The organism is Streptomyces sp. NPDC042346 (genome assembly GCF_055581845.1).
In genome coordinates, this window is the sequence record NZ_JBVJEH010000003.1 from 1 (window position 1) to 23,007 (window position 23,007).

The 23,007-nt window shown below is 71.7% G+C and carries 24 protein-coding genes and 1 riboswitch; of the genes, 17 read left to right on the forward strand and 7 right to left on the reverse strand.

The features are described from left to right. Nucleotides 1-91 precede the first annotated feature (91 nt). Nucleotides 92-1,552, reverse strand: a complete 1,461-nt coding sequence (locus tag ACZ6K0_RS13685; RefSeq protein ID WP_469233820.1) for a tetratricopeptide repeat protein — start codon at nucleotides 1,550-1,552, stop codon at nucleotides 92-94. A gap of 98 nt (nucleotides 1,553-1,650) precedes the next feature. On the opposite strand from ACZ6K0_RS13685, the gene ACZ6K0_RS13690 reads away from it, so the two are divergent. After that, nucleotides 1,651-3,018 (forward strand): FAD-binding oxidoreductase, encoded by a 1,368-nt coding sequence (locus ACZ6K0_RS13690; RefSeq protein ID WP_376405396.1) that lies wholly within the window; start codon nucleotides 1,651-1,653, stop codon nucleotides 3,016-3,018. A gap of 35 nt (nucleotides 3,019-3,053) precedes the next feature. On the opposite strand, the gene ACZ6K0_RS13695 is transcribed toward ACZ6K0_RS13690, so the two are convergent. Then, nucleotides 3,054-3,545, reverse strand: a complete 492-nt coding sequence (locus ACZ6K0_RS13695) for an SsgA family sporulation/cell division regulator (RefSeq protein WP_376405398.1) — start codon at nucleotides 3,543-3,545, stop codon at nucleotides 3,054-3,056. 309 nt (nucleotides 3,546-3,854) lie between these two features. Here ACZ6K0_RS13695 and ACZ6K0_RS13700 point away from each other — a divergent pair, with 309 nt between their 5' ends. Both ACZ6K0_RS13700 and ACZ6K0_RS13705 read left to right on the forward strand, forming a co-directional pair. Next, complete coding sequence (locus ACZ6K0_RS13700; RefSeq protein WP_469233818.1) at nucleotides 3,855-5,393, forward strand: RDD family protein; 1,539 nt, start codon at nucleotides 3,855-3,857, stop codon at nucleotides 5,391-5,393. Between the two features lie 158 nt (nucleotides 5,394-5,551). After that, nucleotides 5,552-6,346, forward strand: a complete 795-nt coding sequence (locus ACZ6K0_RS13705) for an RDD family protein (RefSeq protein ID WP_376405402.1) — start codon at nucleotides 5,552-5,554, stop codon at nucleotides 6,344-6,346. A gap of 30 nt (nucleotides 6,347-6,376) precedes the next feature. Here the strand turns inward: ACZ6K0_RS13705 and ACZ6K0_RS13710 are convergent, their stop codons facing one another. Continuing rightward, complete coding sequence (locus tag ACZ6K0_RS13710) at nucleotides 6,377-6,667, reverse strand: hypothetical protein (RefSeq protein ID WP_376405404.1); 291 nt, start codon at nucleotides 6,665-6,667, stop codon at nucleotides 6,377-6,379. A 328-nt stretch (nucleotides 6,668-6,995) separates the two neighbouring features. On the opposite strand from ACZ6K0_RS13710, the gene ACZ6K0_RS13715 reads away from it, so the two are divergent. Then, complete coding sequence (locus tag ACZ6K0_RS13715) at nucleotides 6,996-9,404, forward strand: immune inhibitor A domain-containing protein (protein ID WP_376405406.1); 2,409 nt, start codon at nucleotides 6,996-6,998, stop codon at nucleotides 9,402-9,404. Between the two features lie 122 nt (nucleotides 9,405-9,526). Further along, entirely contained in the window at nucleotides 9,527-9,838 is a 312-nt protein-coding gene (locus ACZ6K0_RS13720) for a hypothetical protein (RefSeq protein ID WP_024756391.1), read from the forward strand. An 87-nt stretch (nucleotides 9,839-9,925) separates the two neighbouring features. On the opposite strand, the gene ACZ6K0_RS13725 is transcribed toward ACZ6K0_RS13720, so the two are convergent. Then, entirely contained in the window at nucleotides 9,926-10,522 is a 597-nt protein-coding gene (locus tag ACZ6K0_RS13725; protein WP_376405410.1) for a nicotinamidase, read from the reverse strand. 144 nt (nucleotides 10,523-10,666) lie between these two features. Continuing rightward, nucleotides 10,667-11,995 carry a nicotinate phosphoribosyltransferase gene (locus ACZ6K0_RS13730; RefSeq protein WP_469233815.1) on the reverse strand — a complete coding sequence of 443 codons (1,329 nt, stop codon included), beginning with the start codon at nucleotides 11,993-11,995 and terminating at the stop codon, nucleotides 10,667-10,669. 101 nt (nucleotides 11,996-12,096) lie between these two features. Here ACZ6K0_RS13730 and clpS point away from each other — a divergent pair, with 101 nt between their 5' ends. The 4 genes from clpS to ACZ6K0_RS13750 all read left to right on the forward strand — a co-directional run bounded on the left by clpS (nucleotide 12,097) and on the right by ACZ6K0_RS13750 (nucleotide 15,288). Beyond that, on the forward strand, nucleotides 12,097-12,402 hold the full coding sequence (clpS, locus tag ACZ6K0_RS13735; protein WP_024756388.1) for an ATP-dependent Clp protease adapter ClpS: 306 nt from the start codon (nucleotides 12,097-12,099) through the stop codon (nucleotides 12,400-12,402). Next, a complete protein-coding gene (locus ACZ6K0_RS13740) occupies nucleotides 12,402-12,983 on the forward strand; it encodes a DUF2017 domain-containing protein (RefSeq protein ID WP_469233814.1) in 582 nt (193 codons plus the stop codon). Before clpS ends, ACZ6K0_RS13740 begins: the two co-directional genes overlap by 1 nt. Before the next feature lie 366 nt (nucleotides 12,984-13,349). Further along, the gene (locus tag ACZ6K0_RS13745; RefSeq protein ID WP_376405418.1) at nucleotides 13,350-14,786 is read left to right on the forward strand and encodes an amino acid permease; all 1,437 of its coding nucleotides are present in this window, start codon (nucleotides 13,350-13,352) and stop codon (nucleotides 14,784-14,786) included. A gap of 76 nt (nucleotides 14,787-14,862) precedes the next feature. Beyond that, nucleotides 14,863-15,288, forward strand: coding sequence for a M67 family metallopeptidase (locus tag ACZ6K0_RS13750; protein ID WP_376405420.1), 426 nt, complete (start codon nucleotides 14,863-14,865; stop codon nucleotides 15,286-15,288). On the opposite strand, the gene ACZ6K0_RS13755 is transcribed toward ACZ6K0_RS13750, so the two are convergent. Further along, a complete protein-coding gene (locus ACZ6K0_RS13755) occupies nucleotides 15,279-16,247 on the reverse strand; it encodes a GlxA family transcriptional regulator (protein WP_469233812.1) in 969 nt (322 codons plus the stop codon). The two genes, ACZ6K0_RS13750 and ACZ6K0_RS13755, sit on opposite strands and share 10 nt — an antisense overlap. A 73-nt stretch (nucleotides 16,248-16,320) precedes the next feature. On the opposite strand from ACZ6K0_RS13755, the gene ACZ6K0_RS13760 reads away from it, so the two are divergent. The 7 genes from ACZ6K0_RS13760 (at nucleotide 16,321) to ACZ6K0_RS13790 (ending at nucleotide 21,495) form a co-directional block, all read left to right on the forward strand. Then, the gene (locus ACZ6K0_RS13760) at nucleotides 16,321-16,959 is read left to right on the forward strand and encodes an HD domain-containing protein (RefSeq protein WP_469233810.1); all 639 of its coding nucleotides are present in this window, start codon (nucleotides 16,321-16,323) and stop codon (nucleotides 16,957-16,959) included. Between the two features lie 48 nt (nucleotides 16,960-17,007). Further along, nucleotides 17,008-17,081, forward strand: a riboswitch (cobalamin riboswitch). 60 nt (nucleotides 17,082-17,141) lie between these two features. Further along, the gene (locus ACZ6K0_RS13765; protein ID WP_469233808.1) at nucleotides 17,142-18,113 is read left to right on the forward strand and encodes an ABC transporter substrate-binding protein; all 972 of its coding nucleotides are present in this window, start codon (nucleotides 17,142-17,144) and stop codon (nucleotides 18,111-18,113) included. Nucleotides 18,114-18,223: 110 nt separating this feature from the next. Next, nucleotides 18,224-19,198, forward strand: coding sequence for a FecCD family ABC transporter permease (locus ACZ6K0_RS13770; protein WP_376405754.1), 975 nt, complete (start codon nucleotides 18,224-18,226; stop codon nucleotides 19,196-19,198). Nucleotides 19,199-19,214: 16 nt separating this feature from the next. Beyond that, entirely contained in the window at nucleotides 19,215-20,000 is a 786-nt protein-coding gene (locus ACZ6K0_RS13775) for an ABC transporter ATP-binding protein (protein ID WP_376405428.1), read from the forward strand. Between the two features lie 44 nt (nucleotides 20,001-20,044). Then, on the forward strand, nucleotides 20,045-20,161 hold the full coding sequence (locus ACZ6K0_RS13780; RefSeq protein WP_329623224.1) for a putative leader peptide: 117 nt from the start codon (nucleotides 20,045-20,047) through the stop codon (nucleotides 20,159-20,161). A gap of 99 nt (nucleotides 20,162-20,260) precedes the next feature. Continuing rightward, complete coding sequence (locus ACZ6K0_RS13785; protein WP_351809977.1) at nucleotides 20,261-20,539, forward strand: MoaD/ThiS family protein; 279 nt, start codon at nucleotides 20,261-20,263, stop codon at nucleotides 20,537-20,539. Between the two features lie 5 nt (nucleotides 20,540-20,544). Then, nucleotides 20,545-21,495, forward strand: coding sequence for a PLP-dependent cysteine synthase family protein (locus ACZ6K0_RS13790; RefSeq protein ID WP_376405432.1), 951 nt, complete (start codon nucleotides 20,545-20,547; stop codon nucleotides 21,493-21,495). 49 nt (nucleotides 21,496-21,544) lie between these two features. On the opposite strand, the gene ACZ6K0_RS13795 is transcribed toward ACZ6K0_RS13790, so the two are convergent. Continuing rightward, entirely contained in the window at nucleotides 21,545-22,039 is a 495-nt protein-coding gene (locus tag ACZ6K0_RS13795; protein WP_376405434.1) for a type II toxin-antitoxin system PemK/MazF family toxin, read from the reverse strand. A 203-nt stretch (nucleotides 22,040-22,242) separates the two neighbouring features. On the opposite strand from ACZ6K0_RS13795, the gene ACZ6K0_RS13800 reads away from it, so the two are divergent. Beyond that, complete coding sequence (locus ACZ6K0_RS13800) at nucleotides 22,243-22,995, forward strand: MBL fold metallo-hydrolase (protein WP_376405436.1); 753 nt, start codon at nucleotides 22,243-22,245, stop codon at nucleotides 22,993-22,995. Nucleotides 22,996-23,007: the final 12 nt, after the last annotated feature.

Sequence of the window (23,007 nt, forward strand, 5' to 3'; positions counted from 1 at the left end):
CGCCAACGCTCCGCGTTGACTCCCTCCTCCGCCTTGCGATCCACGGCACCAGACGCCGCTCCCTGATCCGGCCTGATCGACAAGACACCCCCTAGGCGCGCGGGGGCTCCGGTGCGGCCGGCCCCGATACCTTTTCCGCTTCCGTCTTCTCCGCCTTTCTCTCCGGATTTTCCGCCTTCTCCGGCTTCTCCGGCCGCAGTTCCCGCGGGAGCTCGTCCGACGGTTCGCCCAGCGCCGCCACCGCCTCCGCCGCCTTCGGCGCGAGCAGGGGCGAGAAGCGGGGGTTGATCCGCAGCGCCTCGGCCAGATGGCGGCGGGCCGGTCCGTGCAGCTCCAGGGCCCGTTCGATCTCCCCCCGGTGGTACGCGAAGGGCGCGCTCCGCAGCCCTTCGTCCGTGGCCCGCTTCGCGAACTCCAGCGCCTGCTTCGGCTGGCCGGCCCGGTACAGCGCCCACCCCAGCGCGTCCGCCACCGCCACCGAGCGGTGCCCGCGCGCCCATTCCGCCCGCAGCCGCGTGACCGCCGCCGCCGGGTCGCCGTGGTCCGCGTCGAGCAGCCCCAGAGCGACCTCCGCCCGCACCCACGTGCCCGTCCGCAGCCGCTCGTACAGCGCCCGCGCGTCCCCGTCCAGGCCCATCGCCTCGTACAGCTCACCGGCCTCCAGGACGTACTCCGGCAGCGGCAGCCGGGCCAGCGCCGCCCGCCAGTCCCGCAGGGCCTCGTCCGGACGGTCCAGGGCCGCGAGCGCCCGCGCACGCCCCGCGAGCGACGGCCCGTGGTCCCGTACGAGCCGCAGCGCCGCGCCGTACGAGGCAACGGCCTCCGCCGCCTCGCCCCGCTCCCACGCCAGGTCCCCGAGCCGCGCGTGTGACGCGGCCTTCTCCGCGTCCGTCTCCGCCAGCGCCACCGCGTCCAGCGCCGCCGCGTCGGCGTCCTCGCGCCAGCCCCGGTTCCGGTACGTCTGCGCGGCACGCGCGCGCACGACCGCGCCCGCGTGCAGCTCGCCCAGCTTCTCCGTCGCCTTCCCTGCGGCCTCGTAGTCGCCGAGGCCGTTGTACGCGTCGATCAGGACCGGATACGCGGGCCAGCGCCCCGGCGCCGCCTTCCGTACCCGCTCGCCCCACTCCTTGGCGGACCGCCAGTCGCCACGCGCCCCCGCGAGGGCCCCGAGACCCAGCTGCGCGTCGACGTTGCCCCGGGCGGCGGGCCGTTCGGCCAGGGAGCGCTTCAGCGCCCGCTCGGCCCTCGGGTAGTCCCGTACGTCACCGATCCGCGTCCCGCGCTCCGTGTACGCCGCGCCGAGCGCCGCCCAGGACGCGTCGTCGTCGGGGTGGGCCCGCAGCCACGTCTCGCGGTCGGTGATCAGCGCCGCCAGATCCGGCAGCGCGGCCTGCGCGCCGGCGTGCGCCGCGATCGTCGCCCGCTCCGCCGGACCGGGCGGGCGCGGCGGCCCCTGGCCGACGAGCTCGGGGACGTACAGCAGGGCCGTCGCCGCGAGGACCGCGCCCACACCTGCCGCCAGGACCGTCCTCGACACGTTCTGGGTCTTCATGGCGCTCACTGTGCGCCCGTACGCGCCTGTACGAAGAGCACACGAAGCGCCCGCCCCGGCGGGTTCACACCGATGGCCCCGGGTGCCACGCTGGAGGCATGGACGATCTTCTGACGCGGCTGCGCGCCGGGCTCCCGGCCGAGGCGCTCCTCACCGACCCGGACGTGACGGCCTCCTACTCCCGCGACATGGCGAGCTTCTGCGCGGCCGGCACCCCCGCGGCCGTCGTGCTCCCCCGCACCGTCGAACAGGTCCAGCACGTCATGCGGACCGCGACCGAACTCCGTGTCCCCGTCGTCCCCCAGGGAGCCCGCACGGGCCTGTCCGGCGGCGCCAACGCCTCCGACGGCTGCATCGTGCTCTCCCTGGTGAAGATGGACCGCATCCTGGAGATCAACCCGGTCGACCGCATCGCCGTCGTCGAACCGGGCGTCGTCAACGCCGTGCTGTCACGGGCCGTCGCCGAACACGGCCTGTACTACCCGCCGGACCCCTCCAGCTGGGAGACGTGCACCATCGGCGGGAACATCGGCACCGCCTCCGGAGGTCTGTGCTGCGTGAAGTACGGCGTCACCGCGGAGTACGTCCTCGGCCTCGACGTCGTCCTCGCCGACGGCCGGCTCCTGACCACCGGCCGCCGCACCGCCAAGGGCGTCGCCGGATATGACCTGACCAGGCTCTTCGTCGGCTCCGAGGGCAGCCTCGGCATCGTCGTCGGGGCGGTCCTCGCGCTCCGGCCGCAGCCCCCTGCGCAGCTCGCGCTCGCCGCCGAGTTCCCCTCCGCGGCCGCCGCCTGCGAGGCCGTCTGCGCGATCATGGAGCGCGGCCACACCCCGTCGCTGCTCGAACTCATGGACCGCACCACCGTCCAGGCCGTCAACAAGCTGGCGCGCATGGGTCTGCCCGACACCACGGAGTCGCTTCTCCTGTGTGCCTTCGACAGCCCGGACCCGGCCGCCGATCTGGCCGCCGTCGGGGAGCTGTGCACGGCCGCGGGCGCCACCGAGGTCGTGCCGGCCGCGGACGTCGCCGAGTCCGAACTCCTCCTCCAGGCACGCCGGCTCTCCCTCACGGCCCTGGAGACGATCAGGCCCGCGACGATGATCGACGACGTGTGCGTGCCGCGGACGAAGCTGGCCGCGATGCTGGAGGGCACGTCGGCGATCGCGGAGAAGTACGACCTGACCATCGGCGTCTGCGCGCACGCGGGGGACGGCAACACCCATCCCGTCGTCTGCTTCGACCACGCCGACGAGGACGAGTCGCGGCGGGCGCGGGAGTCCTTCGACGAGATCATGGCGCTCGGGCTCGCCCTCGGCGGCACGATCACCGGCGAGCACGGCGTGGGCGTCCTCAAGAAGGAGTGGCTGGCCAGGGAGTTGGGTCCGGTCGGCGTCGAGCTCCAGCGCGGGATCAAGCACACCTTCGACCCCCTGGGGCTGCTCAACCCCGGAAAGCTGTTCTGAGAGCTCCGGTACGAGGGTGAGGTAGGGCACCCGGCTCACAGCTCGCCGTCCTGCGACTCGTCCGACGGCCACGGGTCGCGCAGCCACAGCTCGTCGGTGATCACGGTGGTCGCCAGGAGTTCGGCGAGCCCGTCCTCCATGCCGAGCCGCTCGGACTCGGTGCCCGGCGGCACCGCGCGCAGGGTCCGCTCCAGCCAGGCGGACACCTGCGCGGAGGGGGCTTCGAGCAGGGCGTCGCCGTCGGGGGAGGAGAGCGCCATCAGGACGACGCTGCGGCCGTCGACCTTCGTCGGCCAGATGCGGACGTCGCCGTGGCCGCACGCCCGGAAGACGCCCTCGACGAGCAGCTCGCGCGCGAAGGTCCAGTTGACCGGGTGGTCCGTGCCGACGTGGAAGGTGATGTGGACGGCGTACGGGTCGTCGGTGCGGTAGGCAAGGCGGGCGGGGACGGGAACGGCGCGCTCGGGGGAGAGCACCAGCTTGAGCTCCAGCTCGCGCTCGACGGTGGTGTTGTCGGTGTTCTGCATGGTCGGACGTCCTCTCGCGATGGGCCCCGAACGGGCCTTCACCTGGAGAGAGCGGGGTCCACGCCGTTCATTACGCGACTTCGGGAAGTTTTTTTCGGAAAGTTTTTGAGGGACCCCACCGACCCCGGAGGTCTCGGCCCGAACATCACGGTGAGTGATCAATTCCGGCCTCTGTCGCCCGAAGGCGGTCTTTCTCGTGGGCTCTTTCTTCCCTCGGGGACGTTCTTCGTTACTGTCCTCCTTGGGCGCGGCATGCCCGGGGGTGCGGCCGTGGGATCAAAGGCGTTGTGACTGAACGGAGTCGGGGCAGTGGCTACTCCTCCTGGAGGCGGCGGAGAGGTACCGCAGGCGGGGTACTACCCGGACCCGTCCATTCCCGGGTACATCCGGTACTGGAACGGGGGCGCCTGGGTGCCCGGTACGAGCCGGCCGGCCCCCAAGGACGGCGAGGGCGCACCGAACCCGCCCGCCGGGGCGGTCCCCGCCGGTCCGATCCTGGCCTCCGGCCCGGCGCCCGCGCCGGTGGTCGCGGAGTACCCGGCGGCGGCGCGGAACCTCGCGCCGGCCCAACACCACGCTCCCGTACCGAGCCAGAACCAGGCCCAGAACCAGGCCCAGCACCAGGCCCAGAACCAGGCTCAGCATCAGGCCCCGAGCGCGGCGCAGCACCAGGCCCACAGCCCGGCTCTGGCCCCGGCGCCCGTCCCGGCGGCCCTTCCCGCGGCTCCCGTGCCGGCGGTCGAGGAGACGGGACCCGTCTTCTTCGACGAGGCGCCGGCGACGCCGGAGCCCTCCTCGGCCTGGCAGGCGGACACCTCCCGGCAGACCGGCTTCGGCGGCGACCGCGACCAGAAGGTCGCCTGGGGCGCGCCCCAGGCGCAGCCGGAGGCCCAGGCCCCGGCTCAAGCCCCGGCGGCCCAGGCCCCGGCCCAGGCCCTGCCGCAGCGGCAGGCCCCTGCCGTCCCCGACCCCCGCAGCCCGGCCGAGTGGCCCGTGGCGGGCGCGGGCGAGCCGGTCGAGCCCCGCGCCGCCGCGCCGGCTCCCGCGCCCGCTCCGGCCCCCGCCCCGGCGGCGGACCCCCGGTCGGCCGGGGGAGCCGCGCGCCTCGGCGGCATGCCCGTCACCCCCGCACCCGCGCCCGCCCCCGTGCCGCAGCCGCAGCCGGCCCCCGAGCCCGTGGCCCAGGCGCCCGCCCCCGCCCCCTCCACACCCTCCTGGGCCCAGCAGCCCCAGCGCCAGGCTCAACCCCAGCCCCGACCTCAGCCCCAGCCCCAGCCCCAGGCGCAACAGGAGCCGCAGCAGCCGGTCCTGCCGTGGAAGCCGCCGGTCGAGGACGTGTTCCAGCAGGCGGCCCGCGCCCAGGCCTCCGCCCGCCCCGCGGGTCTCGGCAGGCGCCTGCTGGCCCGGCTGATCGACACCCTCGTCCTGGGCGCGCTCGTCGGCGCCGCGGCCGTCCCCTTCGTGACCGCAGCCCTCGACCACATCGACGGCAAGATCGAGGCGGCCAAGCAGTCCGGCACCACCGTCCAGGTCTGGCTCCTGGACTCGACGACCTCCGTGCAGTTCGGCATCGCGCTCGCTTCGCTGTTCGTCATCGGCGTCCTGTACGAGGCGCTGCCCACCGCCAAGTGGGGGCGCACCCTGGGCAAGAAGCTGTGCGGGCTCGAGGTGCGGGACATCGAGTCGCACCAGCCGCCGCGGTTCGGCGCGGCCCTGCGGCGCTGGCTCGTCTACAGCGTCCTGGGCCTCCTGGTCATCGGCGTCCTCAACGTCCTGTGGTGCCTCTTCGACCGGCCCTGGCGCCAGTGCTGGCACGACAAGGCGGCCCGCACCTTCGTCGCCCGCTAGAGGGCGTCCAGGGCGTCCGGGGCCGGCCAGTTCGAGCCGGTCGGTCCGTTGGTCCGCCGGTCCGCCGGTCCGCCGGTTCAGGGCCGGTCGGCGGAGGCGGTCCCCCGAACGGGCGATGATTCCTTGCGGGGTGGTCGCCCCCGGGATGCACTGCCCCCATGAGCACCGACCAGCCGCCGTCCGGCCAGCCGCCCGAGGAGGACCCGTTCCTCAAGAGGCCGCAGGAGCCCAACCCGCCCTCCGCCGGCCAGCCACCGCCCGACGGAACGCCCCCGCCGGGCCGGCCGCCGGGCGGACCGCCCCCGTCCGGACCGCCCCCGGGCGGACCCCCTCCGTCGGGCCCGCCCCCGGGCGGTCCCCCGCCCGGGAACCCCTACGGCTCCCCGCCCGGTTCCCCGTACGACAACATGCCGCCGCCCCCGCCTCCGTACGGGAGCGGTTACGGCGGTGGCTACGGCGGGACCGATCCGCTCTCCGGGATGCCGCCGCTCGCCGAGTCCGGCCGGCGCATCCTGGCCCGCCTGATCGACTGGCTGATCGTCGCGGTGCCGCTGGCGCTCATCGGCATCCCATTCGACGTCTACAAGCGCGTGACCGACGACGGCAACGACTTCGGCGACACGGTCAACAGCTTCAACGGCGGCAGCCAGCTGGTCTTCCAGCTCCTCACGATCGTCGCGTTCGTCGCCTACGACACCGTGATGGTGGCCAAGGGCGGCCAGACGCTCGGCAAGAAGCTGCTGAAGCTCCGGGTCGCGATGCTCAACGACGGCTCGACGCCCCCGATGAACCAGTCGCTGCTGCGGGCCGTCGTGCTGTGGGTGCCCGCGCTGGTCTGCTGCGCCTGCCTGTGGCCGTTGCTCCTGCTGATCCTCATCCTGGTCGACAAGCCCTACAAGCAGGGTCTGCACGACAAGGCGGCGAAGACGGTGGTGGTCGTCACCGCGCAGTAGAACCCGTCCGGTACGAGTACGGACGAACCGTCACGAACCGATCCGGGTATCGGCGCCCGCGCCCACGCGCGCGGCCGGTATCCGGATCTCTTCGTTCCCGAGGGCGGCGGGAGCGGTCGGAACCGGCGCCGCGGAGGTCTTGACGGGTCTCGTCCGTACCGGCATCGTCACCGCCACGAGCACGCCCAGCAGCAGGCCCGCGGCGCAGATCACCGCGATCCCGAGGGTCGTCGTCGTACGGGAGAGCAACAGCAGGGCGACGGTCGCGAGGACGACGGTGGCCGAACCGTAGGCGAGCTGTGCGGCGTTCGGTCGCTGCATGACAGGTACCGCCCCCTCAGGACATCGGTTCGACTCTATGACGGTGGATGCCCGGAGGGAACCAGTGGTAAGCGTGACCTAACCCACCGTGCCGGTGCACGGGGGGCGCACAGAGTCACGCAAACCCCCGTCGTCCGCCGCGATGCGCCCGTTGGATGCCCGATTATCGGAAATCCGCTCCCACATAGTGCAGTTGGTCTGTGCAAGTCAAGATCTGTCTTTTCTTGCGCCACTCCGGTCAAATGTCGTCACTTGTGACGCGCGACCCCCGCCGGCCGGACTCCCCACCTCGGTCCGGGTGCGTGGGCGCCGGGGAGGACTACATCAAGTGACCAACAGACGACGGGCGATCAGAGCGTCCGCAGTCGTCGTGGCGCTCGCGGCCACCGCCGCCACCGCCTCGACTTTCTCCACCGCCTGGGCCGACAGCAACGGAAACGTGTCGCCGGCCGGCATCCAGACCGTCGACAAGACGACGGTCGACCACGACCTCGACGGTCCGTTCAGCAAGCAGCAGGAGCAGCAGCGCAAGGCTGCCCTGGAGCAGGTGCTGAGCGGCGAGGCCAAGGTCGAGAGCCGCGGCGGCTCGAAGGTGGTCAAGCTCGACAGCAAGAAGTACGTCGAGCTGGGCCGCGAGAAGACCGACAAGATCTTCACGATCCTCGTCGAGTTCGGCGACAAGGTGGACAACACCACCCTCGTCGACCGTGACGACGACGACACGACCGAGCTGAAGCCGAAGTACGGCGGCGAGCCCGGCCCCCTGCACAACGCCATAGCCGAGCCGGACCGTGCGAACGACAACTCCACGGCCTGGCAGGCGGACTTCAACCAGAAGCACTTCCAGGACCTGTACTTCGGCACCGGCAAGGACGCCAAGGGACAGCCCAAGCAGTCGCTGAAGACCTACTACGAGAAGACCTCGTCCGGCCGTTACTCGGTCGACGGCACGGTCTCCGACTGGGTCAAGGTCGATTACAACGAGGCCCGTTACGGCTCGAACTGGTGCGGCGACACCAACTGCTCCAACGTCTGGGACACCGTCCGTGACGGCGTCACCGCCTGGGCCGCCGCCCAGAAGGCCGCCGGCAAGACCGACGCCCAGATCAAGGCCGAGCTGGCGCAGTACGACCAGTGGGACCGCTACGACTTCGACGCCGACGGCAACTTCAACGAGCCCGACGGCTACATCGACCACTTCCAGATCGTCCACGCGGGCGAGGACGAGTCGGCCGGTGGCGGCGCCGAGGGCACCAACGCGCTGTGGGCCCACCGCTGGTACGCGTACGGCACCAACGCGGGCAAGACCGGTCCGGCGAACAACAAGTCCGGTGGCACGCAGATCGGCGACACCGGCATCTGGGTCGGCGACTACACGATGCAGCCGGAGAACGGCGGCCTCGGCGTCTTCGCGCACGAGTACGGCCACGACCTCGGTCTGCCGGACCACTACGACACCTCGGGCGGCGAGAACTCGACCGGGTTCTGGACCCTGATGTCGTCCGGTTCCTGGCTCGGCCAGGGCAAGGACGCCATCGGCGACCTGCCCGGCGACATGACCGCCTGGGACAAGCTCCAGCTCGGCTGGCTGAACTACGCCAAGGTCAACGACTGGCAGCGTGGCACCAAGACCACCCACAAGCTGGGCGTCTCGGAGTACAACACCAAGAACCCGCAGGCGCTCGTCGTCGAGCTGCCGAAGAAGTCCGTCCCCACCGATGTCGTGGCCCCCGCCGAGGGTGCCACCCAGTGGTGGAGCAACATGGGCGACGACCTCAAGAACACCCTGACCCGGCCGGTCGACCTGACCGGCAAGTCCTCGGCCTCCCTGGAACTCCAGGGCTGGTGGGACATCGAGAAGGGGTACGACTTCCTCTACGCCGAGGTCTCGACCGACGGCGGCGCCAACTGGACCGCCCTCGACGGCACCGCCGACGGCGTGGCGCTCCCGCGCGACGCGGCCGGCTCCCCGTCGCTGACGGACGTCTCCGGTGCGCACAAGAAGCTCGTCTACGGCCTCGACGCCTACGCGGGCAAGAAGTTCGACCTCCGCTTCCGCTACCAGACGGACGGCGGCGCGGGCGGCAAGGGCTTCACCGCCGACGCCATCACCCTCGCCGCGGACGGTGCCAACGTCTTCTCGGACAACGCCGAGAACGGTGACAACGGCTGGGTCTCGAAGGGCTTCTCGCGCATCGGGAAGGGCTTCAGCAAGGACTACGAGCAGTACTACATCGCGGAGAACCGCCAGTACGTCTCGTACGACGCGACCCTCAAGGTCGGCCCGTACAACTTCGGTTTCACGGGTGACAAGTCCAGCTGGGTCGAGCACTACCCGTACCAGAACGGTCTGCTCATCTGGAAGTGGGACCTGTCCCAGAAGGACAACAACACCTCGAAGCACCCGGGCGTGGGTCGGATCCTCCCGATCGACGCGCACCCGAGCCCGCTGAAGTGGTCCGACGGCACGCTGATGCGCAACCGCGTCCAGGCGTACGACTCTCCCTTCAGCCTCTCCCGCACCGACGGCTTCCAGCTGCACAAGGCGGGCGTGGGCACGTGGGTTCCGTCGCAGGCCGGCAACCCGGTCTTCGACGACCGCAAGGGCACCTACTGGTACCCGGAGACCGAGCGGGCCGGTGTGAAGGTAACTGACACCAACACCAAGATCCAGGTCGTCAAGGAGCCGAAGAACGGCCAGACGATCACGGTTCAGGTTGGCCCGTCGACCAAGTAGTCGATAAAACTGCAGGTCAAAGCACGATCGGCCGTCGCCCCCTAGCGGGCGGCGGCCGATCGTGTTTAGGTGCGTCTGACGCAGTTCTTATTGACATCTGATCCACGGGGGAGTGGTTCCGCATGCCCAACGGAGGGTTCTGCAAGCTGCCGGGAGGCAGTGTGGTCGTCGCGATAGGGCTGCCCAGCCCGGCCCGCGACGGGGCCTCGGTACGTTTCCTGGTCCACGCCGCCAACCGTGCCCGCGCCCTGACCCGGCTGCGGAACCTCGGCCTGCGCGCGGTCTACCTCCGCGGCAACAGCGAGCCGCCCACCCCGGACGAGATCACGGCCGTCCTGCACCACCCCGACGGCCTGCTCTGGAGATCCGCCCCGGGCGCCGCCCAGGAACTCTGGCACCCGGTCCGCACCCTCCCGAAGGAGCCCGCGGCGTAGGCCGCCCGGCGGATCAAGGTCAGGACAGAGCCCGGCGCACCGCAGGACAGGGCCTGACGCACCACACGACAGGGCCCGGTGCGGCGCTCACACCACCGGTTCGCCCGTCAGCTCCACGCCGGCCGCCCGCAGCTCCTCCAGGGCCTTCTCCGTCGTCGCCTTCGCGACCCCGGCCGTCAGATCGAGCAGCACGAGGGTCCGGAAGCCCTCCCGCACCGCGTCCAGGGCCGTCGCCCGGACGCAGTGGTCGGTGGCGATACCCACCACGTCGACCTCGGTGACGTCCCGCTCCCGCAGCCACCCCGCGAGCGTCCGCCCGTTCTCGTCGAGACCCTCGAAGCCGCTGTACGCCGCGTCGTAGGCGCCCTTGTCGAAGACGGAGTCGATCGCCCCGCTGGCGACGGCCGGCGCGAAGTTCGGATGGAAGCCGACCCCCTCCGTACCGGCCACGCAGTGCACCGGCCAGGAGGACACGTAGTCCGGCTCCTCGCCCTCCGGCGCGAAGTGCGCGCCCGGGTCGACGTGGTGGTCCCGGGTGGCCACGACGTACCGGTAGGAGGAGCCCGCCGTCTGGCCGACCAGGTCGGTGATGGCGGCGGCGACGTCCGCGCCGCCCGTCACCGCGAGGCTGCCGCCCTCGCAGAAGTCGTTCTGAACGTCCACAACGATCAATGCGCGGTGCATGGCGGGTGTCCTTAGCGCGTCGGATAGGGGTGGCTTCGAGCCTAGAGACTTCCCTCTCCGCAGGGGAGGGGAAGCCCCAAGGCTTCCAGGGCCTGTCCGGCGGATCACGGCCGGGGCCGCGGGGTCCGATCCGCCCGACAGGCCCTAGACGTACTCCGTCGGCAGCACCGGCTCGCCGCGCGAGAGCTGGATCGCCGACATCGGCAGCCCGGCGCGGGCCGCGATGTGGCGGGACCTGGCGGCCTCCAGCGGCTCCCGGGCCACGACCTCGCCGCCCTTGACCAGCTCGACCAGGAGCTGGTGGTCCATGAGCTCCGGCGGGACCGGTCCGGTGCCCACGACCTCCGTCTCGGCGATCCCGGACGCGTCGGGCCGCCGGGCCGCCCACTTGCGTCCGCCGACCGAGGCCTTGCCGCCCATGGACTTCTTCGCGACCGGCACCAGGGGCGCCTTCGGGTCGGCCGAGCGGGCCCGGGCGACCAGCTTGTAGACCATGGAGCAGGTCGGGTGGCCGCTGCCGGTGACCAGCTGCGTGCCCACCCCGTACGCGTCGACCGGCGCCGCCGCGAGCGAGGCGATGGCGTACTCGTCGAGGTCCGAGGTGACGACGATCCTCGTGTCCCGGGCGCCCAGCTCGTCGAGCTGCGCCCGCACCCGGTGCGCGACGAGCAGCAGGTCGCCCGAGTCGATGCGGACGGCTCCCAGCTCGGGCCCCGCCACCTCGACGGCGGTACGGACGGCCTCGGTCACGTCGTACGTGTCGACGAGCAGGGTCGTACCCCGTCCGAGGGTCTCGACCTGCGCCCGGAAGGCGTCCCGCTCGCTGTCGTGGAGCAGGGTGAAGGCGTGGGCGGAGGTGCCGACGGTCGGGATGCCGTAGCGGAAGCCGGCCGCGAGGTCCGAGGTGGAGTCGAAGCCGCCGACGTACGCGGCACGGGAGGCGGCGACGGCCGCCAGCTCGTGGGTGCGCCGGGCGCCCATCTCGATGAGGCGGCGCCCGCCGGCCGCGGCCGACATGCGGGAGGCGGCGGCCGCGATCGCCGAGTCGTGGTTGAGGATGGAGAGGATCACCGTCTCCAGGAGCACGCACTCGGCGAAGGAGCCCTCGACGCGCAGCACGGGCGAGCCGGGGAAGTACACCTCGCCCTCGGGGTAGCCCCAGATGTCCCCGGAGAAGCGGTATTCGGCCAGCCAGGCGAGGGTCGGCTCGTCGACGATGCCGCGCTCGCGCAGGAAGCCGAGGACGGCGGGGTCGAACCGGAAGTTCTCGACGGCGTCCAGGACCCGGCCGACACCCGCGAGGACGCCGTAGCGGCGCCCCTCGGGCAGCCGCCGGGTGAAGACCTCGAAGACCGAGTGCCGGTCGGCGGTGCCGGCCCGCAGGGCCGCCTGGAGCATGGTCAGCTCGTACTGATCGGTGAAGAGCGCGGTCGACGGCACGTCCACCGGCAGCCCAAGGTCCGCAGCGTTCATGTCAGCGATGCTAGCGCAGAAATCGTCAGAGTGACGAATAGGGGGGCGGTACGGGTGACCCGTTTGTGCGATGGGGCCCTCGGGGTGGCAGCATGGGGTGAGTGAGCGTCGCGCCTATTGAGATCGAACGTACGGAATCGGCCGAGGAGGTCTCCGCGGTCGTCGAACCGGACGTGCCCTGGGTGACCCTCGTGCACAACGATCCGGTCAACCTGATGAGCTATGTGACCTACGTCTTCCAGTCGTACTTCGGTTACTCCAAGGGCAAGGCGCACAAACTGATGCTCGACGTGCACGAGAAGGGGAAGGCGGTCGTCTCCGCCGGTACCCGCGAGGAGATGGAACGGGACGTGCAGGCGATGCACGGCTACGGACTGTGGGCGACGCTCTCCCAGGACCGCTTCTGATGGCCGGCCGTTTCGAGGCCCTGCCCGGCGGCGGTGCGGCCGTCGCGCTCGACGAGGTCGAGGTCTCCATCCTCCGCTCCCTCACCGTCCAGCTGATGGAGCTGATCGGCCCCGGCGACGAGCCCGCGGCCGACGCCGACCCGCTGGCCGCGCTCTTCGCCGAGGGCCCGAGCGAGCCCCCGTCCGACCCCGCCCTCCGGCGCCTCTTCCCCGACGCGTACGGGGACGACAGCGAGGAGCTGCGGGCGTCCGCCGCCGACTTCCGCCGCTACACGGAGAACGACCTGCGGGCCCGCAAGCGCGAGGACGCCCTCGTGGTCGTGCGCGCCCTGGACGCGCTCTCCGGCGACGCGATCGGCGAGGGCGGCGTCGTCCTGAAGCTCACGCCGGACGAGTCCCGGGCCTGGCTCGGCTCGCTCAACGACCTCCGGCTGACCATCGGCACCCGTCTGGAGCTCACGGACGAGGAGAGCGAGCAGCTGTACCGGCTGCCGGACTCCGACCCGCGCAAGCCGATGGTGATGGCGTACCTCTGGCTCGGTGCGCTCCAGGAGTCCCTCGTCGAGACCCTGATGTCGTAGTCGCAGTCGATGCGGTGGCCGATGTAGTGGCCGATGCGGTGGCCGCACCCTCGGGCGTGCGGGATGTTCGCTCAGCGGACGCTCAAATCCGGATAACGAATGCGTTATCAGAGCGTCCGCCTTTGCCGTCTTGAGTCCTTTTTGTCCGTCTTTTTCTGTGGCCCACGCCACACGCACCTCCGTCGATCACCCCCCACCCCGTGATAAATCTTCACGACCACTCGGGCACGCCACCCATGTTCCCGAGGGCGCTTCGACCGGCTGACCGCCGGTGGCACTCCATTCCACATCCGGGGGGATCAGGACCTGATCCGCGGCAGACGCACTCGCAGTCGCGCGGATCAGCATGGAGAAAGGCGCACCACCATGACCTCAGTGCAGGTCGACAAGCAGCACGACGGCAATGAGGCCGAGGACTCCGCATCGGGCGAGGGTTACCACCGGGCACTCGGCGCCCGCCAGATCCAGATGATCGCGATCGGCGGCGCCATCGGCACCGGCCTGTTCCTCGGGGCGGGCAAGGGCATCTCCATCGCGGGACCCAGCCTGATCCTCGCGTACGCCGTCGCGGGCCTCGTCATCTTCTTCATCATGCGGGCGCTCGGCGAGCTCCTCATGTACCGCCCGGTCTCGGGCTCCTTCTCCGAGTACGCACGGGAGTTCATCGGTCCGTTCGCGGGCTTCGCGACCGGCTGGACGTACTGGCTCTTCTGGGTCGTCACCGGCATCACCGAGGTCACCGCCGCCGCGACCTACATGACGTACTGGTGGGACATCCCCCAGTGGCTCTCCGCGCTCGTCTTCACCGTGATCCTCTACGGCGCCAACCTGATCTCCGTGAAGCTCTTCGGTGAGCTGGAGTTCTGGTTCTCCATGGTCAAGGTCACCGCGATCGTCGGCATGATCCTGATCTGCGCCGGCATCCTCACCCTCGGCTTCTCCGACGCCGGCGACACCGCCTCCGTCACCCACCTGTGGGACCTCGGCGGCTTCTTCGCCGGCAAGGACGGCATCTTCTCGACCCTGATGACCCTCCAGATGGTCATGTTCGCCTTCCTCGCCGTCGAGCTCGTCGGCGTCACCGCGGGCGAGTCCAAGGACCCGAAGACGGTCCTGCCCAAGGCGATCAACACCGTCCCGTGGCGCATCGCGGTCTTCTACGTCGGCGCGCTGATCATGATCCTGTCGGTCGTCCCCTGGACCGAGTTCAAGCCGGGCGTCAGCCCGTTCGTCGCCGCCTTCGAGAAGATGGGCCTCGGCGTCGGCGCCGCCATCGTCAACTTCGTCGTCCTGACCGCGGCCCTGTCCTCCTGCAACTCGGGCATGTACTCCACCGGCCGCATGCTGCGCGACCTCGCGCTCAACGGCCAGGGCCCGAAGGCCTTCACCAAGCTGACCAGGTCCGGCACCCCGCTGATCGGCACCACGGTCTCGGCCGCGCTCATGATGGTCGGCGTCTGGATCAACTACCAGTGGCCCGGCGAGGCGTTCAACTACGTCGTCTCCTTCGCCACCATCTCCGGCATGTGGGCCTGGATCGTCATCCTGATCTGTCAGATCCGCTACCGCCTCAAGGCCGACCGGGGCGAGCTCCCGCAGTCGCCGTTCAAGGCGCCGGGCGGCATCTGGTTCAGCGTCTTCTCGCTCGCCTTCATCGCCATGGTCGTCGTGACCATGGGCATGGACAAGGACAACCGGGTCGCCCTCTACGGCGCGCCGGTGTGGGGCCTGATCCTCGCCGTCTCGTACCTGGTCCTGAAGGCCCGCAACCCCGAGGGCGCCGCCTTCGCCAAGCGCTCCTGACCGACCCCTGTCCAGCATCCGGGCCGTCCCGTACCACTCCTCGGTACGGGACGGCCCGTCTGCTTATCCTGTCGGCATGCTGACCATCACCCGGGCCCTGTACGACCAGATCGTGGAACACTCCCGCGCGGACCACCCCGACGAGGCCTGCGGCGTGGTCGCGGGCCCGGCCGGCACCGGCCGCCCCGAGCGCTTCATCCCGATGCTGAACGCCGCCCGCTCGCCCACCTTCTACGAGTTCGACTCCGCGGACCTGCTCAAGCTCTACCGCGACATGGACGACCGGGACGAGGAGCCCGTCATCGTCTACCACTCGCACACCGCCACCGAGGCCTACCCGTCCCGCACGGACATCTCGTACGCGAACGAGCCGCAGGCCCACTACGTCCTCGTCTCCACCGCCGACACCGACGGCGCGGGCCCCTTCCAGTTCCGCTCCTTCACGATCGTCGAGGGCGTCGTGACCGAGGAGGACGTCGAGATCGTCGAGGCCTACGCGTAGGCCTTGCCCCCCGTCGTACGGAAACGGGCCAGGTAGGCGGAGGGCGTCACCCCGAAGTGCCGGGCGAACGCCCTCCGCAGGCTCTCGTCGCTGCCGAGCCCGCTCCGCGCCGCCGCCCCCGTCACGCTCGCCCCGCCCTCCAGCAGCATCCGCGCCGCCTCCACCCGTACGCGCTCCACGTACGCCGCCGGGGTCGCCCCGATCTGCTCCCGGAACAGCCGGGCCAGATGCCGGGCGCTGACCCCCGCCCGCCGGGCCAGCGCCGACGCGCTGTGGTCCGCCGCCGGATCCGCCGCCACCGCGTCCAGGAGCGGACGGACCACCGGATGCCCGGTCGGGGGCGTGCGCGAGGCCGCCGAGAACTGCGACTGCCCGCCCGGCCGCTGGAGGAAGACCACCAGGTCCCGCGCCACCGCACGGGCCTCCGCCGGCCCCCGGTCCTCCTCCACCAGGGCCAGACACAGGTCGATCCCGGCCGTCACCCCCGCCGAGGTCCACACCTCGCCGTCCCGCACGTGGATCGCGTCCGCCGTCACCTCCACGTCCGGATACCGCCGGGCCAGCCCCGCCGCGTGCTCCCAGTGCGTCGTCGCCCGCCGCCCGGCCAGCAGCCCCGCCGCCCCGAGCGCGAACGCGCCCGTACAGACGGACGCCACCCGCCGCGAGCGCGCCGCCAGGGCCGCCACCGTCGGCGCCAGCGCCGTACACAGCTCCACGTCCACCGCCCCCGGCACGATCAGCGTGTCCGCGCCCGACGCCTCCCCGGCCGCGAGGTCGGCACCGATCCGCAGCCCGCACGAGGTACGGACGTCCCGCCCACCGGGCGAGCACACCCGCACCTCGTAGCCCGCCCCCGCCGCCCCCGCCGCTCCCGCCGTGGAGAACACCTCAAGGGGAGCGGAGACGTCGAGGAGCCGGACCCCGTCGAAGGCGAGCACCAGCACAGAGTGGAGAGTCATGTGTCCGATTCTGTGGGATGCCTGTCCGTGAGGACATGGCGAGGGTACGGGCCGGGCGGCGAGGCTGGTCCGCATGAACGCACTCGCGCTGATCCCCGACAGCAAGCTCGCCACCGCCGCCACCGCACTCGTCCGCGACACCGCGAGCGAGCTCGTCTACCACCACTCCCGCCGCGTCTACCTCTTCGGAGCCCTCCGGGGCCGCGCCCTCGGCCTCGCCTTCGACCCCGAACTCCTCTACGTCGGCGCGATGTTCCACGACCTCGGCCTCGGCGAGGTCCACCGGTCCAGCGGCCGCCGCTTCGAGGTCGACGGCGCCGAGGAGGCCGCCGCCTTCCTGCGCGCACAGGGCGCCGACGAGGACGCCGTCCGCCGCGTCTGGACCGCGATCGCCCTCCACACCACCCCCGGGATCCCGGAGTTCATGGAACCCGAGGTCGCGCTCGTCACCGCCGGCGTCGAGTACGACGTCCTCGGCATCGGCTACGACGACCCCGCCGCCGTCACACCCCAGGACCGGGCCGCGATCGTCGCCGCCCACCCTCGCCCCGACTTCAAGCGCCGCATCCTGGAGGCCTTCGCCGAAGGCATCGCCCCCAAGCCCGACACCACCTTCGGCAACGTCAAGGCCGACGTCCTGCGCCACTACGTCCCCGGCTTCACGCCCGGCGACTTCGTGGAGACCATCCGGAACTCCGCCTGGCCCGAGTGACGGACGACCCGGGTGAGAGACTGGCCCGGACCAACGGGCGGCAGGACCCAGGAAGCCGGTGTGAATCCGGCACGGTCCCGCCACTGTGACCGGCGCCCTCGGGCGCCGGGAGCCAGGAACTGACCTGCCGCCTCCACCACCGATCGGGGACGTGGAAATCCCCGGAGGAGGCTCGAACCGTCATGTCCCGGCCCCGCCGCACCCTGCTGCCCGCGCTCGCGCTCGTCCCGCTCCTCGCCGCCTGCTCGGCCCCGGCGGAGCAGACCTCCTCGGCGAAGCCCGCCCCGGGATTCCCGTACACCGTCGACAACTGCGGCGTGAAGACCACCTACCAGGCCCCGCCGAAGCGCGTCGTCACCATGAACCAGCACGTCACCGAGGTGATGCTCGCCCTGGGCCTGGAGAAGTCGCTCGTCGGCACCGCCTACCTCGACGACGCGGTCCTCCCCGCCTACAAGAAGGCCTACGACGCCGTCCCCGTCCTCGCGAAGGAGTACCCCTCCAAGGAGGCCCTGCTCGCCGCCAACCCCGACTTCGTGTACGGCGGTTACGCCTCCGCCTTCGACGCCAAGGACGGCCGTAGCCGCGACGACCTCAAGCGCACCGGCATCGCGACCCGCCTCAACACCGAGTACTGCCCGACCGGTTCGACCTCGATCGACGACCTCTACCGCGAAGTCCGGGAGATCGGAAGGACCTTCGGCGTCGCCGACCGCGCCGAGACCTGGACCCGCGGGGCGCGCACGACCGTGACCGCCACGGAGAAGCGCCTCAAGGGCACCCCGCCGGTCTCCGTCTTCGTCTACGACAGCGGCGACAAGACCGCGTTCACGGCGGGCGGCAAGGGCATCGGCAACGAGCTCATCACCCGGGCCGGCGGCCGGAACGTCTTCGCCGACCTCGACAAGTCCTTCGGCGACGCCACCTGGGAACAGGTCGTGGACCGGAAGCCCGAGGTCATCGTCATCTACGACTACGGCTCCACCACCGTCGAGCAGAAGAAGAAGCGGCTCCTCGACGACCCCGCCCTCAAGGACGTGCCCGCCGTCAAGAACCGCCGGTTCGCCGTCATGCCGCTCTCCGACACCGTCCTCGGCGTCCGCGTCCCCGCCGCCGTCGACAAGCTCGCCGCCCAGCTCCACCCGGCCCGGTGACCACGACCCTCGACAGGGCCGAGGAGAAGACCGACGCGAAGGCTGCGCAGACCTCCGGGACGTCCGCCTCCGGGACGTCGCGGTACGTCCTCGTCGTCGCCGGACTCGCCCTGGCCCTCGCCCTCGCCGGGCTCGCCTCCCTCGCCCTCGGCTCCGTCCGCATCCCGCCCGGCCAGGTGCTCGACGCCCTGACCGGGCGGGCGGCCCCCTCCCCGTACCGCACGATCGTCCTCGACGTCCGGCTGCCCCGGGTCCTCCTCGGCGTCGTCGTCGGCGCCGGGCTCGCCGTCGTCGGCGCCGTCCTCCAGGCCCTCGTCAACAACCGGCTCGCCGACCCCTTCCTCCTCGGGATCTCCTCCGGCGCCTCCGCCGGAGCCGTCCTCGTGCTCGTCCTCGGCGTCGGGGGAGGGGTGACGACCACGATCGCCCTGCCCGGCGGCGCCTTCGCCGGCGCCCTCGTCGCCCTCGTCCTCGTCTACGGGCTCGCGCGCCGCGGCGGGACCATGACCGGCGCCCGGCTCGTCCTCGCCGGGGTCGCCGTCTCGTACGTCCTCTCCGCCCTCGCCACCCTGCTCCTCGTCGTCGCCGGGCGGCCCGAACAGTTCCAGGAAGCCCTCTTCTGGTCGCTCGGCGGCCTCGGCAGCGCCCGCTGGGACACCCTCGCCCTGCCCGCCGCCGTCCTCGTCCTCGGCGTCGGCGCCCTCCTCACCCTCTCCCGCCCCCTCGACCTCCTCCTCGTCGGCGAGGAGGGCGCCACCGTCCTCGGCCTGGACACCGCCCGCTTCCGCGCCGCCGTCTTCGTCCTCGCCTCCCTCGTCACCGCCGTCATGGTCGCGGCCAGCGGCGCCGTCGGCTTCATCGGACTCATGGCCCCGCACGCCGCCCGGCTCGCCGTCGGCGCCCCGCACCGCCGGCTCCTCCCGGTCGCCGCGCTCGGCGGGGCACTCGCCCTCGTCCTCGCCGACCTCGCCGCCCGGACCGTCGCCGCACCCCAGGACATCCCCGTCGGCGTCCTCACCGCACTCACCGGCGGCCCGTTCTTCCTCTGGCTGATGCGCCGCCGTCCGGAAGGGGCACCCCTGTGACCGAAGGAGCACCCCGGTGACCGAACTGCGCCTGGAAGGCCTCTCGTACGAGGAACGCCTCCGCTCCGTCGACCTCACCGTCCGCCCCGGCGAGACCGTCGGCCTCATCGGCCCCAACGGCAGCGGCAAGACCACCCTCCTGCGCTGCGTCTACGGCACCCTCGCCCCCACCGCCGGCCGCGCCACGCTCGACGGCGACGACCTCCACGCCCTCGGCCCCAAGGCCCGCGCCCGCCGCGTCGCCACCGTCCCGCAGGACGGCGGCACCGAGTTCGACCTCACCGTCCGCGAACTCGTCGCCCTCGGCCGCTCCCCGCACAAACGGTTCTGGGAGGGCGACACCGGCGCCGACCGGGAGCGCGCCGGGGCCGCCCTCGCCCGCGTCGGCCTCACGGAGCTCGCCGACCGCCCGTACCCCACCCTCTCCGGCGGCGAACGCCAGCGCGCCCTCGTCGCCCGCGCCCTCGTCCAGGACCCGGCCCTGCTCGTCCTCGACGAGCCCACCAACCACCTGGACATCCGCCACCAGCTCGACGTCCTCCAGCTCGTGCGGACCCTGGGCACCACCAATCTGCTCGCCCTGCACGACCTCAACCTCGCGGGGGCGTACTGCGACCGCCTCTACGTCCTCGAACGTGGCCGGGTCGTCACCGGCGGCACCCCCGCCGAGGTCCTCACCCCCGCCCTCCTCGACGCCGTCTACGGGGTGGACGCCGAGGTCATCCCGCATCCGAGGACCGGCAGCCCGACCGTCGTCTACCTGCACAGTCCGGCAGTCGGTCAGAAACTATCCACCATGTGAGATCACATTCCGGAACCCGGACCGGGAATCGATACGATGAGCCCATGGTTTCCCACGACGTGAGCGAAGAGACTCCGGGCACACCCCTGCTCGTGGCACGCCTGCACGTCGACCTGTGCCGCCTCTCCAGCGCGATGTGTACGTCCCGCGCTGCGCTCTGAGCGACCCACGCGACATCGAGCGCACTCCCGTACGACCCCCCTCCGCGCGGGGGCCCCCGCCACGCGCCGATCACGCCACTTCCGACAGGAGCCCACGTCATGGCCATCGAGGTCCGCATCCCGACCATCCTCCGCACCTACACCGACGGCGAGAAGGCCGTCCAGGGCAGCGGCGACACCCTCGCCCACCTCTTCGCCGACCTGGAGTCCCGCCACACCGGCATCGAGGCCCGCATCGTCGACGACGGCAAGCTCCGCCGCTTCGTCAACGTCTACCTGAACGACGAGGACGTCCGCTTCCTCGACGGCATCGACACCAAGCTCACCGACGGCGACAGCGTCACGATCCTGCCGGCCGTCGCCGGCGGCATGGTCTGATCCACATGCGCTACGACTCCTCGCTGGCGGCGGTCGGCAACACGCCGCTGGTCCGCCTCCCCCGGCTCTCGCCCTCGGACTCCGTCCGCATCTGGGCGAAGCTGGAGGACCGCAACCCGACCGGCTCGGTCAAGGACCGCCCCGCGCTCCACATGATCGAGCGGGCGGAGAAGGACGGCCGGCTCACGCCCGGCTGCACCATCCTGGAGCCGACCAGCGGCAACACCGGCATCTCCCTCGCCATGGCCGCCAAGCTCAAGGGCTACCGCATCGTCTGCGTCATGCCCGAGAACACCAGCGAGGAGCGCCGCCAGCTGCTCGCCATGTGGGGCGCGGAGATCGTCTCGTCCCCCGCGGCGGGCGGATCGAACACGGCGGTACGCGTCGCCAAGGAGATCGCCGCCGAGAACCCGTCCTGGGTGATGCTCTACCAGTACGGCAACCCGGACAACGCGGGCGCCCACTACGCCACCACGGGCCCCGAGATCCTCGCCGACCTCCCCTCGATCACCCACTTCGTCGCCGGCCTCGGCACGACGGGGACGCTCATGGGCGTCGGCCGCTACCTGCGCGAGCACAAGCCGGACGTCAAGATCGTCGCCGCCGAACCGCGGTACGACGACCTCGTCTACGGCCTGCGGAACCTGGACGAGGGCTTCGTACCCGAGCTGTACGACGCCTCCGTCCTCACCACCCGCTTCTCGGTCGGCTCCGCCGACGCGGTCACCCGCACCCGGGAACTCCTCCAGCAGGAGGGCATCTTCGCGGGCGTCTCCACGGGCGCCGCCCTGCACGCGGCCATCGGCGTCGGCAACAAGGCGGTCAAGGCCGGCGAGAGCGCCGACATCGCGTTCGTCGTCGCCGACGGCGGCTGGAAGTACCTGTCGACCGGCCTCTACACGGCCGCGACGACCGAAGAGGCGATCAAGACGGTCCAGGGTCAGCTCTGGGCCTGAGCCTCCTCCGGCTCCATCAGCTACAGCTACATCAGCTACATCCGCTGCATCAGCGCGCCAGATGGCGGACCTGGTCCCATACGACCGGGTCCGCCGTTCCCGCTTTCCGGCGGAAGTCCCGCACCGGAACGTCCCGCAGCTCGTCCGTCTCCAGGAAGCTCGGCCGCCCCTGAGCGTCGCCCACCGCCCCCGGCGGCAGCGCGATCACGCCCGGCCGCTCGTCGTGGTACTTGCTGGTGATCTTGGCGACGAGCACGCTGTCACCGCGGAGCGAGAGCACCAGACACGGCCGGTCCTTCGAACCGGGACCGTCCTCGAAGGGCACGTCCGCCCACCAGATCTCGCCCGCCCGCGGCAGCCGCGACGGAGCCTTCCGCGGCCCGGTCGGCCGGCCCGGCGGCCGGGTCCGCTGCGGCGCCCGGCCCCGCCCCGAGGGCCGCCGGCCCGTGGGCTTGTTCGACGAACTCTTCCGTCCGCCGGCGACCACCACGACCAGCGCGATCACCACGACCGCGACCAGCGCGGGCCACCATGACGTGTCCATACCTCAAGACGGTACCGGCGTGCGACTCACTCCGCCGTGGCGCCCCGCCATCCATCCGAACCGGTGACAGAGCCCGTGAGTTCGCCCACAACGGGCCGCCGCGAAGGAGCGACAGGCCCAGGTGCGCCTTACGCTCGACAGACCGCACAGCCTCCCCCTCCCTCAGCGCGCTTTCCGCACCCGTCCACGGAGGTTCACGCTCCATGAAGCTCACCGTCGTCGGTTGCTCCGGGTCGTTCCCGTCCGCGGATTCGGCCTGTTCGAGCTACCTCGTCGAGGCCGACGGCTTCCGGTTGCTCCTCGACATGGGCAACGGCGCCCTCGGCGAGCTGCAACGACACATCGGTCTGTACGACCTCGACGCGATCTTCCTCAGCCATCTGCACGCGGACCACTGCATCGACATGTGCGGCTACTTCGTCGCCCGCTACTACCGGCACGAGGGCGGACGCTGCGACGCGATTCCCGTCTACGCGCCGGAGGGCGCCGAGCAGCGGCTGACCACGGCGTACGCGGACACCCCCTCGCCCACCTCGATGAGCGAGGTCTTCGACTTCCGCACGCTGAAGTCGGGCACCTTCGAGATCGGCCCGTTCACGGTCCGTACGGAGAAGGTGTGCCACCCGGTCGAGGCGTACGGCATCCGCGTCGAGCACGGCGGCCGTTCGCTCACGTACTCCGGTGACACCGGGGTCTGCGACGCGCTGCACGAGCTCGCCGAGGGCACCGACCTCTTCCTCTGCGAGGCCTCCTTCACCCACGGCAAGGAGGACATCCCGGCGCTCCACCTCAACGGCCGCGAGGCCGGGGCGCAGGCGGCCCGCGCCGATGTGGGCCGGCTGGTCCTCACCCACATCCCGCCGTGGACGGACGGCGAGCAGAACCTGGCGGACGCGCGCGAGGTGTACACGGGCCCGTCGGAGCTGGCGAGACCGGGCGCGGTCTACGAGATCTGAGCACACGGGAAG